The sequence below is a fragment of the Sandaracinus amylolyticus genome (assembly GCF_021631985.1).
GTDB lineage: Bacteria > Myxococcota_A > Polyangia > Polyangiales > Sandaracinaceae > Sandaracinus > Sandaracinus amylolyticus_A.
The window spans coordinates 4,092,459-4,105,197 of the sequence record NZ_CP070225.1 but is presented as its reverse complement, the minus strand read 5'-3'; the positions used below and the strand labels follow the sequence as shown (position 1 = coordinate 4,105,197).

Here is a 12,739-nt window from a genome sequence, read left to right as displayed (position 1 = left end):
TCCCCGGACGTCTCGAGAGCGGGTTCCGGCGCTTCGAGAGGCCTCCGCGACCGTCCGAGAGCGCGTTCCGGCGTCCGGAGAGCGCTCTCGGGACGTCACGAACGGCGATTCCGAGGCCTCGATTGCGCTCTCGGACGCTCGCTGTCCCCAAATCGGGGCGCCGGTGGCGGCTCTTTCACCCGCTGGGGCCGAGGATCGTGATCGCGATGCCGGCCTCCTCGCGCTGCACCCGGGCCCGCATGCCGAACGTCTCGGCGATCACCGCGGCGTCGAGCGCGTCCTCGGGGCGCCCGTCGCGCACCACGCGCCCTGCCGCGATCACGATCACGCGATCACAGGTGCGCGCCGCGAGCGCGAGATCGTGGATCGCCGCGAGCACCGCGATCCCCGCGCTCGCGCGCTCGCGCACCACGCGCATCAGCGACCACGCGTGACGTACGTCGAGCGCGGCGGTGGGCTCGTCGAGCAAGAGCACCGCGGGCTCCTGCGCGAGACAGCGGGCGAGCAGCACGCGCTGCTTCTCGCCCTCGCTGAGCGTCGGGAACGTGCGATCGGCGAGCGCCTCGATGCTCGTCGCCGCGATCGCGGCATCGACCGCCGCGCGATCGTGCGCGCCCGCCGGCGCGTAAGGCCCGAGGTGAGGCAGCCGTCCCATCGCGACCACCTCGCGCGCCCGGAACGCGAGGTCGGTGCTCTGGGCCTGGGGCAGCCACGCGAGCCGGCGCGCCACGTCGCGCCGCGACATCGAGGCCATCGTCGCGCCCTCGAGCCGCACCGTGCCCGCGCGCGCTGCGAGCGCGCCCGACGCCACGCGCAGCAGCGTGCTCTTGCCCGCGCCGTTCGGACCGACGAGCCCCACCACCTCGCCCGGCGCGAGCGCGAGCGACACCTCGCGCAGCACCGCGCGACCGCGATAGCCGGCCTCGACCCGATCGAGCTCGAGCCGCGGGCTCACTCCAGCGGGAGTGCTCGAGGGCCCCGCGCCCGCGAGCCGATCTTCGGGCTCCTTCACTCCTCGCCTCCCGCCGCGCGATCGCGCACCAGGAGCCACAAGAAGAAGGGCCCGCCGAGGATCGCGGTGACCACGCCGGGCCGCAGATCGACGCTGCCCGCGACCGCGCGGCAGAGCGCGTCCGCCGCGACGAGGCCGAGCCCGCCCGCGACCGCCGATCCGACGAGCACGCGCCGATGCGCGGGCCCGACGATCAGCCGCACCACGTGCGGCGCCATCAGCCCGAGGAACGCGATCGCGCCCATCACCGCGACCGTCGCGCCGGTCGCGAGCGCAACCAGCATCAACACCGCGCGCCGCAGCGCCGGCACGTCGACGCCGAGCCCCGCCGCGCTCTCTTCTCCGAGCGCGAGCGCATCGAGCTCGCGTGCCCGCGCGAAGAGCAGCCCACCACCGACGACGATCGGGGGCGCGACGATCGCGGCGTGGGTCCAGCTGCGACCCTCGAGCCCGCCCATCATCCAGGAGAGCATCTGTCGCCCCAGCTCCCAGTCCGCGACCGCGATCGAGAGCACCATCGACGCGAGGGCCGTCGCGACACCGCTCACTGCGACGCCGGCGAGCAAGAGCGATGCGGTGCGCGCGCGCCCGCCCGCGCTGGCGAGCCGGTACACGACGAGCGCGCACCCCAGCGCGCCCGCGAACGCCGCGCCCGGCACCACGACGAGCGGCAGCGCCGCGCCCGCATAGAGCGCGACGATCGCGCCGAGCGTCGCGCCGCCCGACACCCCGAGCACGCCGGGCTCGGCCAGCGAATTGCGGAAGAGCCCCTGCATCGCCGCGCCCGAGAGCCCGAGCGCCGCTCCGCCGAGCAGCGCGACCACCACGCGCGGCAGTCGCACGTCGAGCACCACCGCGCGCTCCCAGGGCGCCACGTCGCGTGCGACGCCGAGCAGCACCGCGAGCACCCGATCGACGGCGAGCGTGCTCGGCCCGATCGCGGTCGCGAGCGGGATCGCGAGCGCGATCAGCGCCAGCGCGACGATCGACGCGGGGAGCACGCGCTTCATCGCGGCGGCTCGAGCGCGTCGAGCGCGCGAGAGAGATCCTCGGCGAGCGACGCGACGTGGTGGCTGGTCGCGAGCAGGTGCGCGCTCGGCAGCGCGATCACGCGATCCTCGCGCACCGCGCGCAGCGTGCGCAGCCGCGGATCGTCCTCGAGCGCCGGCTCGGGCACCACGGCGCGCGCGCGGCCGTCGGCGCGATAGCGGTTGGTCACGATCACGTCGGGATCGAGCTCGAGCAGGTGCTCGATCGTGAGCGGCGCATAGCCGCTGAGGCCGGCCTCGGTGCTCGCGCAGGTCGCGCCCGCGAGCACGGCGAGCTCGCAGAACAGCGTGCCCTCCGCGGGCGTGTGCCCGCTCCACGAGAAGAGCAGCACGCGCGGACGCGACCGGCGCGCCGCGCCGTGCGCGCGCACCACGTCGATGCGCGCGTCCATCGCCGCGATCACCTCGCGCGCTCGCTGCGGCTCGTCGAGCAGCGCGCCGATGCGGGTGATCTGGGCGCGCGTGCCCTCGAGCGACTGCGCGGAGATCACCCGCTCGACCGGCACTCCTTGCACCCCCAGCAGCGCCTCGAGCTGGGGATCCGACCACCCCGACAAGAGCACGAGATCGGGGCGCGCCGCGATCACCGCCTCCGCCGTGATCGGCTGGTGCATCCGACCGCGCACCGCGCGCGCGTCCGCGACGACGTTCGAGGCCTGCGCGTCGTCGACGTACGCCTCGAGCGCGAGCACGCGATCGGGCGAGACCAGCGCGAGCACGATCTCGTCGGCGGGCAGCGTGAGCGACACGATGCGCGAGGGACGCGGCGGAGGCGCGACCGGCTGCGGCGCCCACGTCGACTCGGGCGCCAGCGCGCCCAGCGTGGCCGACGCCGCCAGCGCGAGCGCGCATGCGATCGGCGTCGCCAGGTCGCGCATCACAGCTCGATCTCGTACGCGACCTCGCGCACGTCGCGCGCGCCTCGCGCGGCGAGCGACGCCGAAGTCTCGGTCTCCATCGCGCCGAGGCGGGTCACCTTCGCGCCCGCGTAGAGCGTGCGCACCTCGTCCTCGGACACCGAGAACGGCGGTCCGTCGGGCGCGTCGTGCTCGAACGCCACGAGCAGCACGCGCGCCCCGGGCTCCATCAGCGAGCGCAGGTGCGCGACGTACGAAGGGCGCATCGACGGCGGCATCGCGACGAGCGCGGCGCGATCGAAGCACGCCTCGAAGCGCCCGATCTCGGCCGCGGTGATCTCGAAGAAGTCGCCGACCACGATCTCGATCGTGCCGCCCTCGTAGCGCACGAAGGGCCCGTCGTGGGTGCGGTGCATCGGGATCGACTGCTCCTCGAAGAACGCGCGCGCGCCTTCCTCGACCAGCTCGACGCCCACCACCGAGGGCCCACCGGGCCGGGCCGCGATCCACGCGAGATCGACCGACTTCCCGCAGAGCGGGACCAGTGCTCGGCGCGCGCCCTCGAGCACGCGCGCATGCGCGACGAGGTGCGGGCTGGGCGCGCCCTGGTGCCACCCGGTGCGTCCTTCCGCCCAGCGCGTCCGCCAGAAGTCGGGGTCCATGCCGAGCGTGGATATCGCGGGCGCCCCCGCGTTGCCATGTTGATCTGTCGCGCCGACAGGAGTGCTCGTCCCGGAGGGCCCGGAGCGGCGAGCCGATTTCTTGACCTGGCTCGGCGGGCCCGATCTCCTCCCCTCATGCGCCAGCGCCGCATCGCCCTCGTCGCCACGATCAGCACCGCGCTCGTCACCGCCGGTGCGCTCGCGCTCGGCGCCCATCGCGACGCGACGGCGGACCAGCTCGTCGCCGACGCGCGCGCGCGCCTCGACGCGCCCTTCGTCGAGGCGCCCACGCTCGATCGCATCCAGGCCTCGACCGCGATCTCGCTGCTCGAGCGCGCGCGGGATCTCGGGCGCGACGACGCCGAGCTGCGGGGCCTGACCCACTACGCCGAGGCGATCGAGGATCTCCAGCGCGGCGATCTGATCCTCGCCGAGGGCGAGCTCGCGACGGCGCTCACGCACCTCGGCGAGACCCCCGATCTGCACGTCCTCGCGGCGGCGCTCTCGCGCGGTCGCCTGCTCGACGCCGAGGCGCGTCGCGAGGTCGAGGCCGCGCTCGAGTCCGCGCCCGACCACGCGCGGGGCCGCATGCTCGCGGCGGACCTCGCGCTCGACGCCGGCGACGGCGGGGCGGCGCGTGCGCACCTCGACGTGCTCGCGTCGCTGGAGCCGCGCTGCGCGCCGGTGTGGAACCGCCTCGGGCTCGCGCGCGAGCAGCAGGGCGACGCGGAGGGCGCGGAGGCGGCGTACCGGCGCGCGACCGAGCTCGATCCGCTGGGGCAGGACCCGTGGATCAACCTCGGTCGTCTGCTGCGGGTCGCGCGTCGTCACGAGGACGCGCGCGATGCGTTCGGCGAGGCGATCACCCGCGCGCCGGCCGACGGAGGCGCGCACCTCGGGCGCGGTCTCGCGCGCGCGGCCACCGGCGATCTCGAGGGCGCGGTCGCGGACTTCGAGCGCGCGTCGGAGCTCGTCCCGAACGACGCCGAGCCGCTCCTCGCGCTCGGCGATCTGCTGCGCGACCTCGGTCGGGTGAGCGAGTCGGTCGACGTGTACCGCCGCGCGATCGAGCGCGAGGACGCCGACGCGGCGTCGTGGCTCAAGCTCGGCAACGCGCTCGCGCTGCTCGAGCAGTACGACGCCGGCGCGGCGGCGTTCCGCGAGGCGATCGTGCGCGCGCCCGAGCTCGCGGCGGCCCACAACGGCCTCGGCGCGTGCCTGGTCCACCTGAATCGCGCCACCGACGCCGAGACGACGCTCGAGCACGCCGCGCAGCTCGACCCCAGCGATCCGAACCCGCTGATGAACCTCGCGCTGCTGCGCGAGCGCCAGGGCGACCGCGACGCCGCGCGCGCCGCATGGCAGCGCGTCCTCGATCGCGCGCCCGGCCTCGCGATCGCCGAAGCGCGCCTGGCCCGCTCGAGCTGACCCGGTACGTTCAGCGCACCAACACTCTCGCGACGAAGACGCCGTCCGCGCTCGGGCTCCATCCGTCTTCGATCCCCGGCGGCAACGTCCCCTCGGCGGTGCGCACCACGATGCAGCCCGCGCCGCCGCCGCCGCCGCCGCCGTTCGCGCTGCGCGTCTCGTTGCTCTCGCCGTCGCGCCCCTCGAGCACCTCGCCGCCGCCCGAGTCCCCGCCCGCCGCGCCGTACTCCGCTCCGCCGCCCTCACCGCCGCTCGCCGACGTCAGCGAGACGCGCCCGTCCTCGCCGTCGTCGCCGCTCACCAGCGCGCTCGCGCTCCCGCCTCCGCCGCCGCCCGTCGCGCCCAGCGTCGCGCTGCCCTCGAACACCACCTCCGGCGCCTCGAGCAGGATGCCGCCGCCGCTGCCGCCGCCTCCGCCCGCGCCCCAGTTGCCGCTCTCCACGCTGCGCCCCGCGCGCCCGCCGCCGCCCCCGACCAGGATCGCGCCCTCGATCCGGATGCGGCCCAGCGCGCTGATCTGAACGCCCCCGCCGCCTGCTCCGCCGAGCCCGAACGTCCCGGTCGCCCCCGCGCCGCCGCCCGTCGCCCCGAGCCCCAGGCCGCCGCCGCTCCCACCGCGCAGCGGGATCAAGAGCTGCGCGTCGGTCGCCGCGCCTCCCATCCCGCCCGCCGCGTCGCCGCCCGCGCCTCCGCTGCCGCCCGCCCCGCAGAGCCCGCCGCCGCCGCCCCCGCCGTCGTCGAAGCTGCCCATCCGCGCGCCGCCGCGCCCCGGGCCCCAGCCGCTGCCGTCGATCGCGCCCGGCCGTCCGCCCGCGCCCCCGCCCGGCCCCGGCCGCTCCAGCGCCGCGCTCGCGTCGAGCGTCCCTCGGATCTCCACGTCGCCGGTCGCCAGGATCGCGAGCGGCAAGCTCCCCGTCACGCTCAGCTCCGCGCCGCTCTCCACGCGCAGGTTGCGCACCTGGAGCACGCACACCGAGGGCCCCGCGCCCTGCGGCACCACGCCCGCGAGCGACATCGTCGACATGCACGTGCTCGTGTCGAAGCGCGCCGTCCCCGCGACCACCACGTCGCGCGCCTCGCTCGTCCACAGCTCCGCGCTCACGTTCGACGGGATCATCTCGCCGCAGCGCGCGCCCTCGGTGGCGCACGGCAGCGTGCACGTCTCGACCACCGGCCGGTCGCCCTCGCAGCGCGTCAGCGTCGACCCCTCGCAGCTCGGCACGCACCCGCCGCCCCCGTCGATCGGAGGAGGCCCTCCGTCGACCCCGGGGTCGCCACCTCCGTCCACCGCACCGCCGTCGACGCCGCCGCCGTCGCTCCCCGTCGGAGGATCGAGACGACCTTCGTCGGGGTCGACGATCGTGCTGCATCCGGGACCCCCCAGCGCCAGCACCGAGACCATCAGAAGACGTGCGAAGCGACCGCGCATGGAGGTGATCGTCTCAGTCCTTTCCCGCGATGTCACGTCCCGCCGCGCTGCCTCGTCCTCGGGGCGAACGACGAAGGAGAAGGCGAAGATGGAGACCAAGCCCCGGGTGATCGTGGTCGGCGGTGGGTACGCCGGAGTGATGGCCGCGCTGCGCGCAGCGCGCCGCCTGCGCCATCGCGGCGAGGTCGTGCTCGTCTCGGATCGCGACGCGATGATCGAGCGCGTGCGCCTCCACGAGGCGGCGGCCGGCATCGTCGATCCCGCGCGCCCCCTCGCGAAGCTGCTGCGCGGCACCTCGGTGCGCATCGTCCGCGCCCGCGTGGAGTCGGTCGATCGCGTCGGGCACGAGATCACGCTCTCGGGCGGCGAGCGCATGCGCTTCGATCGCCTGATCGTCGCGATCGGCAGCCGCGTCGACGCGAGCGCGATCCCCGGCGCGCGCGAGCACGCGCACACGCTCGAGCCCGACGGCTTCGCCGAGCTCGAGATCGCCGTGCGCGAGGCCGCGCGCCGCGAAGGCCATCTGGTCGTGATCGGCGGCGGGCTCACCGGCATCGAGGGCGCCACCGAGCTCGCCGAGCGCCACCGCGGCCTGCGCGTGACGCTGGTGACGTCGGGCGCGATCGGCCCCGGCCTCGCGCCGCGCGCCGTCGATCACCTGCGCCGCACCTTCGCGCGCCTCGGCATCACGCTGCGCGAGCACGCCCGCGTCGAGCGCGTCGATCCCGACGCCGTCGTGATCGCCGGCGAGCGCGTGCCCTTCGACGTCTGCGTCGGCGCGGTCGGCTTCGCGATCCCCGAGTCGCTGCGCACCTGGGGCTTCCCGGTCGACGCCCGCGGCCGTGCCCGCGTCGACGCGATGCTGCGCCTCGAGGGCGTGTCCGACGTCTACGTCGCGGGCGACTGCGCCGCGCCGAGCGGCGTGCTCGGCTCCGAGCTCCCCTTCGGCTGCAAGAGCGCGATGCCGATGGGCGTGCACGCCGCCGAGAACGCGGTGCGCTCGCTGCGCGACGAGCCCGAGCGCGCGATCGACTGGTCCGACACGGCCTACTGCATCAGCCTCGGCCGCCGCGACGGGCTCGTGCAGCTCATGACGCCGCAGGGCACGCCGCGCGCGACCTTCCTGTCGGGCCGCCTCGGTGCGATGGTGAAGGAGATGATCTGCCGCTACACGGTGCGCAGCGTCGAGCTCGAGCGCGACGGATGGTGGGACTACCGCTTCCTGCGGGTCCGCCTCCACGCGCTCCCGTCGCGCGAGCTCCCGTCGCCCCGCGAGGCCGCATGAAGAACGATCCTGCCGCGCTCTACAGCGAGCACCGCTCGTTCCTGATCGGGCTCGCGTACCGCATGCTCGGCAGCGTCGCCGAGGCCGAGGACGCGGTGCAGGAAGCGTTCGTGCGCGCCCAGAGCGCACCCACCGACGACGTGGCCTCGCCGCGCGCTTGGCTCGCGACGGTGGTCACGCGCATCTGCCTCGATCAGCTGCGCTCGGCGCGCGTGCGGCGCGAGCAGTACACCGGTGACTGGCTGCCCGAGCCGGTGCGCACCGACCTCCCCGGCGCGGTGGTGCAGCCGCGCGATCCCGAGGACGCCGAGTCGCTCTCGCTCGCGTTCCTGCTCTTGCTCGAGCGGCTCTCTCCGCTCGAGCGCGCGGTGTTCCTGCTGCACGAGGTGTTCGACTACTCGCACGCCGAGGTCGCGGCGATCCTCGAGCGCGACGAGGTCGCGGTGCGGCAGCTGATGTCGCGCGCGAGGGCGCACGTGAAGGAAGGGCGGCCGCGCTTCCCCGCGGATCCCGATCGACATCGCGAGCTCGTGATGCGCTTCGCGATGGCGATCGGGCAGGGCGACCTCGGAGGGCTGCAGTCGCTGCTCGCGAAGGACGTGGTCGCGCGCTCCGACGGCGGCGGTCGCGCGAAGGCGGCGCGCCGCGCGGTGCACGGCGACGATCGGGTCGCGCGCTTCGTGATGGGGCTCTCGCGGAAGGCGTCGGCCGACGTGAAGTTCGAGCTGATGGAGATCAACGGGCGCACCGGGATCGGGTGGAGCAACGCGGGTGGGTTGCTCGGGGTGCTCGCGCTGACGGTCGACGGGGATCGGGTCGTGGAGATCGATCTGGTGGTGAACCCCTCGAAGCTCTCGGGGATCTCCGCGCGGGGATAGGTCTCGGCGGGGGCGCGTGGCAGGGGGCCCTCGCTGAGCCTCGCGACCGGCTTGCGGTGAGCGCTGGGGCGTCGGGAGGCGGGATCGTTCTCGGCATCGCGGATGCGATGCCGAGAACCGGGCGGGTAGGTGGCTGCCGTCGGGTGGGTCGCTGCGGAAGCGCTCGGGCCCCCTGCCACGCGCCCTGCTGGTGAGGCTTCGGCCGCACGCGAACGAGGAACGGCGCGCGGTGTGGTGAAGAGGGCGGACGCGTGACGACGCGAGAGCGCTTCGCGCGCTCGCGTCGTCACGCGGACCGACTCGCCCTTCGGGCATCGTGAGCCGATTGGCCGGGCTCGCCCTTCGGGCATCGCCTCGATCGCGGCGCGGAGACGCTGCACGAGGCGCGGAGAGCGATGATCGTGGCGCGGAGACGCCGCACGAGGCGCGGAGAGCGGCGAACCTGGCGCGGAGACGCCCCACGAGGCGCGGAGAGCGATGATCGTGGCGCGGAGACGCTGCGCGAGGCGCGGAGAGCGATGATCGTGGCGCGGAGACGCTGCACGAGGCGCGGAGAGCGATGAACCTGGCGCGGAGACGCCGCGCGAGGCGCGGAGAGCGATGAACCTGGCGCGGAGACGCCGCGCGAGGCGCGGAGAGCGATGAACCTGGCGCGGAGACGCTGCACGAGGCGCGGAGAGCGATGATCGTGGCGCGGAGACGCTGCGCGAGCCGCGGAGAGCGATGAACCTGGCGCGGAGACGCTGCGCGAGGCGCGGACACCGGCGATCCCGGCGCGGACGCCGGCGATCCCCGGCGCGGACACCGACGATCCCGCGCTCGACACCGTCCCTTCCCCGGCGGGCGTTTGCGCGGCCGCGGGCTCGTCCTCTACCGTCGCGCGCATGGCTGCCACGAAGAAGACCAAGAAGACAACGAAGGTCGCGGCGAAGAAGCGCGCGACCAAGAAGGCCCCGACACGAGCCGCGGTTGGGCTCGACACGAGCCGCGCGTGGTCGCTCGACGAGATCGAGCGCGACCTGCCGCCGACCTCCGAGGCGCGCGTCGCCGCGGTGCGCGAGGCGCTCGCGCGCGCCTACGGCAACGAGAAGCTCGTCGACATCGGCGCGACCTACCGCACCGAGGAGATCCTCGCCGTCGCGCCGAACGTCGCCGCGTCCGCGCTCCACGCGCTGCGCACGCTCGACCCGCCGCCGCGCGGGCTCGCCCCCGAGCTGCTGAGGCTGCTGGTGGTCGAGGGACGCGAGCTCGCCCGGATCGACCTCGCGTACGAGCAGCAGCTGCGCGATGTCGCGAGCGAGATCGCGGGGCGACGCGACGCGCTGAAGGTCGCGAAGGGGAGGGCGCTGCGCGAGCGCCGCGTCGTCGCGACCCACCTCGCCCGCAACGTGGTCGCGCTCGACTCGCCGCACCGTGCCGAGCTCCAGCGCGCGTCGGCGAAGGCCCCCACCGCCTCGGCCGCCGTCGCGAGCGCGCGCACGGTCGCGCGCATCCTCGAGGAGCTGCGCGCCGACCCTCAGCACACGCTCGTCCTCGATGCGTACGGCTACGACGACGCGCTCGTCGCTCGCCTGCGCGAGCTCGCCGACGAGACCGAGCGCCTCGCCGGCACCGGCGCGGCGCTCACGCCGCCGCAGCACATCGATCAGCGCGCGCTCGATCGTCAGGACGGGCTGGTCCTCGCGATCCTGCGCGCGATCGTCGGGGCGCTGCGCAACGCCCAGAGCGAGGGCGCGTCGATCTCGCTGCCCTCGCTGGGCGGCCTCGAGCGCTTCGTCGTCAGCGCGCGGGACGCGAGCGAGGACGAAGAGGGCGAGGACGAGGAGCCCGCGGCGTCATGAGCGAGCCGGCGATCCTCGCGCACACGCTGGTCGCCGCCGACCCCGAGCGCGTGCGCGCGTTCGTGACGGGGTACGGCGCGATGGCGCGCGCCGTCGCGCGCGGCGGGACCGAGGCGGCCGCGAGCGGCGAGGCACAGTCGTCGCTGTGGCGCCTGCTCTCGACGTGGAGCGTGCAGGACCACGCGCGGCAGGTCGCGGATCGTGTCGAGGTCGCGGGCGATGGGTGGCGCGTGATCGAGCGGGGCCTGCGCGACGCGCTCGAGCAGCTCGACTACGTCGACGACCTCGAGCGCGAGGACGTCGAGCGCACGCTGCGCGGCGCGCTCGGCGGCGTCGGCATGATCCCGCGCGCGACCCAGCACGCGCTCGAGGAGAGCGTCGAGCGCCTCGCGCGGATGCGTGAGCTCGGGGGGCCCGCGATCTTCCTCGGCAACGAGGCGGTGCTCCTCGCGCGCAAGCTCGAGGGATGGAGGTCGCCTCCGCCGCCCTGGGACGAGACGCCCGACTGGTCGCGCGGGTGCGCGGGGCTCTTGCGGGTGGGGCTCGAGGCGTGTCTGCGCGACGGGCCATCGGGGCGCGACGTCGTCGAGCTCGGCCTCGGGGTGAGCGACGTGGCGGAGCTGCTCGGCGTCGATGTTGGGCAGCTGGACGCGGCATCTCGCGAGGACGCGCTCGAGACGCTCGTGCCCGCGCTCGGCGCGGCGCCGCTGGTGCCGCGAGGACGGGTGCACGCGCTCGGGCCGACGTTCCTCGCCGTGCGTGATCACGGAGAGGGCATCGGCCCGATCGGGTGGGCGGCGGGCGACGACCTGGGCGCGCTCGTCACGGAGTACAACGCGCTGGCCCGCGAGCACCGGCGGCGGTACGGCCCGCTCGAGCGCGTCGCCGGCGCGCTGTCCGAGGCGCGCCGGTGTGGGGACGCGGTGGTGGGCTGCATCGAGGTCCTGCCGCCCGAGAGCGAGGGCCACCGCAACTGGCTCGTCGCGCCGTAGCTCAGCGCGCGGCGGGCAGTCGCAGCACGAGGTGCGGCGGGCTCGAGCCGTTGGGGAACGCCGCGCCGAGCAGCGACACGACGCGCATCACCGGCGTCTCCTCGTCGGCCTCGACGACGGTGGGGCACGGCGAGGCGCCGCACACCGGGCGGGTGACGCCGGAGATCGCGGAGTCGGCCGCGGTCGCGACCTCGGCGCGGAACGCGAAGGCGCCGGTCGTCGACGGGTCGGGCGGGATCTCTTCGCCCTCGCCGGTCGGTGCGGCGCGGACGCCCTCGATGAGCGCGGGGCCGCTCGGTGCCTTGCTGGGCTCGGGCGGGGGCGCGCCGACGCGGTTGAAGCGCACCTGCATGCCGCGCCCGCGGGCCCAGAGCACGACCTGCATCTGGCCGTCCTCGGGCGTCACCGAGGCCTTGGGATCGCAGTCGGTGTACTGGCCGGCGCCGGCGGCGCGGCACGCGTCGTACGACTCCTCCCAGCGCGACGTGAAGTCGCCCCATCCGCGCGCCGGTCCGCCGTAGGTCGCGGGGTCGACGGGCTCGGGGCCGAAGGGCGCGATCTGGGGCGACGAGATCGGCATCCAGCTCGGCGCGGTGGGCGCGGCGCCGGTGCCCGAGACCGGACGCACCGCGAGGAGGATGTCGCGATAGCCCGCGGCGGTGAGCGTCTGGATGGTCCGCACCAGCGTCCCGTAGGGCACCATGCCGTGGGCGGTGAGCGCGACGCGGGGGCGCGCGGGCGCGGCCTGGAGCGCGGTGCGCAGCTGGGTGAGCCCGTCGGCGGTCACCTCGGCGGCGGGCACGCGCCCGCGCTCGAGCGTGTAGACGGGACGGCTCTCGAGGCGCAGCTCGGTCGGGCTGATCTCGACGCGCAGCGCATCGCTCGGCGCGGTCGCGTCGCCGCGATGCGAGATCGGCAGCTCCATCACGCCGACGATGGGCGTCGTGTCGACCGCGTCCTCGGCCGCCTCGGAGCCCCCGCACGCGGTCGAGAGCACGAGAGCGGACGCGAGCATCAGAGAGCCTGGAAGCGAGCGGTGGCCATGCATGGCGCGGGAGAGTAGCGGAACTGCGCGCGCGGAAGGGCGAGAGCGGACGCACAGGAGGGCGGGGGGCGGGGGAGAGGGCGGGGGCGGGGGCGAGGGCGGGGGCGAGGGCGAGGGCGAGGGCGCGTGCGAGGGCGAGGGCGAGGGCGAGGGCGAGGGCGAGGGCGAGGGCGGGGGCGCGTGCGGGTGAGAGACAGCGAGAGAGAGCGCGCGAGCGAGAGCGCGAGAGAGCGCGAGTGAGCGAGAGAGCGCGAGTGAGCG

11 protein-coding genes are annotated in these 12,739 nt (G+C 75.5%); 5 read left to right on the top strand and 6 right to left on the bottom strand.

Going from position 1 to position 12,739, the window contains the following annotated elements; genetic code table 11:
- Nucleotides 1-175: 175 nt before the first annotated feature.
- From I5071_RS17265 to I5071_RS17250, 4 genes are read right to left on the bottom strand one after another with little or no spacing between them, the layout of a single operon-like run.
- The gene (locus I5071_RS17265; protein WP_236606569.1) at nucleotides 176-1,012 is read right to left on the bottom strand and encodes an ABC transporter ATP-binding protein; all 837 of its coding nucleotides are present in this window, start codon (nucleotides 1,010-1,012) and stop codon (nucleotides 176-178) included.
- The gene (locus tag I5071_RS17260; protein WP_236606568.1) at nucleotides 1,009-2,022 is read right to left on the bottom strand and encodes a FecCD family ABC transporter permease; all 1,014 of its coding nucleotides are present in this window, start codon (nucleotides 2,020-2,022) and stop codon (nucleotides 1,009-1,011) included. The genes I5071_RS17265 and I5071_RS17260 overlap by 4 nt, the downstream gene beginning before the upstream one ends.
- Nucleotides 2,019-2,939, bottom strand: coding sequence for an ABC transporter substrate-binding protein (locus I5071_RS17255; RefSeq protein ID WP_236606567.1), 921 nt, complete (start codon nucleotides 2,937-2,939; stop codon nucleotides 2,019-2,021). Before I5071_RS17255 ends, I5071_RS17260 begins: the two co-directional genes overlap by 4 nt.
- On the bottom strand, nucleotides 2,939-3,580 hold the full coding sequence (locus I5071_RS17250; RefSeq protein WP_236606566.1) for a hypothetical protein: 642 nt from the start codon (nucleotides 3,578-3,580) through the stop codon (nucleotides 2,939-2,941). Before I5071_RS17250 ends, I5071_RS17255 begins: the two co-directional genes overlap by 1 nt.
- A 135-nt stretch (nucleotides 3,581-3,715) precedes the next feature.
- On the opposite strand from I5071_RS17250, the gene I5071_RS17245 reads away from it, so the two are divergent.
- Nucleotides 3,716-5,008, top strand: coding sequence for a tetratricopeptide repeat protein (locus I5071_RS17245; protein ID WP_236606565.1), 1,293 nt, complete (start codon nucleotides 3,716-3,718; stop codon nucleotides 5,006-5,008).
- Nucleotides 5,009-5,018: 10 nt separating this feature from the next.
- Here I5071_RS17245 and I5071_RS17240 read toward each other — a convergent pair whose 3' ends face one another.
- Nucleotides 5,019-6,437, bottom strand: coding sequence for a hypothetical protein (locus tag I5071_RS17240; protein WP_236606564.1), 1,419 nt, complete (start codon nucleotides 6,435-6,437; stop codon nucleotides 5,019-5,021).
- 88 nt (nucleotides 6,438-6,525) lie between these two features.
- Here I5071_RS17240 and I5071_RS17235 point away from each other — a divergent pair, with 88 nt between their 5' ends.
- The 4 genes from I5071_RS17235 to I5071_RS17220 all read left to right on the top strand — a co-directional run bounded on the left by I5071_RS17235 (nucleotide 6,526) and on the right by I5071_RS17220 (nucleotide 11,433).
- The gene (locus tag I5071_RS17235) at nucleotides 6,526-7,722 is read left to right on the top strand and encodes an NAD(P)/FAD-dependent oxidoreductase (RefSeq protein WP_236606563.1); all 1,197 of its coding nucleotides are present in this window, start codon (nucleotides 6,526-6,528) and stop codon (nucleotides 7,720-7,722) included.
- Nucleotides 7,719-8,600 (top strand): RNA polymerase sigma-70 factor, encoded by an 882-nt coding sequence (locus I5071_RS17230; RefSeq protein WP_236606562.1) that lies wholly within the window; start codon nucleotides 7,719-7,721, stop codon nucleotides 8,598-8,600. Before I5071_RS17235 ends, I5071_RS17230 begins: the two co-directional genes overlap by 4 nt.
- A gap of 884 nt (nucleotides 8,601-9,484) precedes the next feature.
- The gene (locus I5071_RS17225) at nucleotides 9,485-10,441 is read left to right on the top strand and encodes a hypothetical protein (RefSeq protein ID WP_236606561.1); all 957 of its coding nucleotides are present in this window, start codon (nucleotides 9,485-9,487) and stop codon (nucleotides 10,439-10,441) included.
- Entirely contained in the window at nucleotides 10,438-11,433 is a 996-nt protein-coding gene (locus tag I5071_RS17220) for a hypothetical protein (RefSeq protein ID WP_236606560.1), read from the top strand. The genes I5071_RS17225 and I5071_RS17220 overlap by 4 nt, the downstream gene beginning before the upstream one ends.
- Nucleotide 11,434: 1 nt before the next feature.
- Here the strand turns inward: I5071_RS17220 and I5071_RS17215 are convergent, their stop codons facing one another.
- A complete protein-coding gene (locus I5071_RS17215) occupies nucleotides 11,435-12,448 on the bottom strand; it encodes an ExbD/TolR family protein (protein ID WP_236606559.1) in 1,014 nt (337 codons plus the stop codon).
- Nucleotides 12,449-12,739 lie beyond the last annotated feature (291 nt).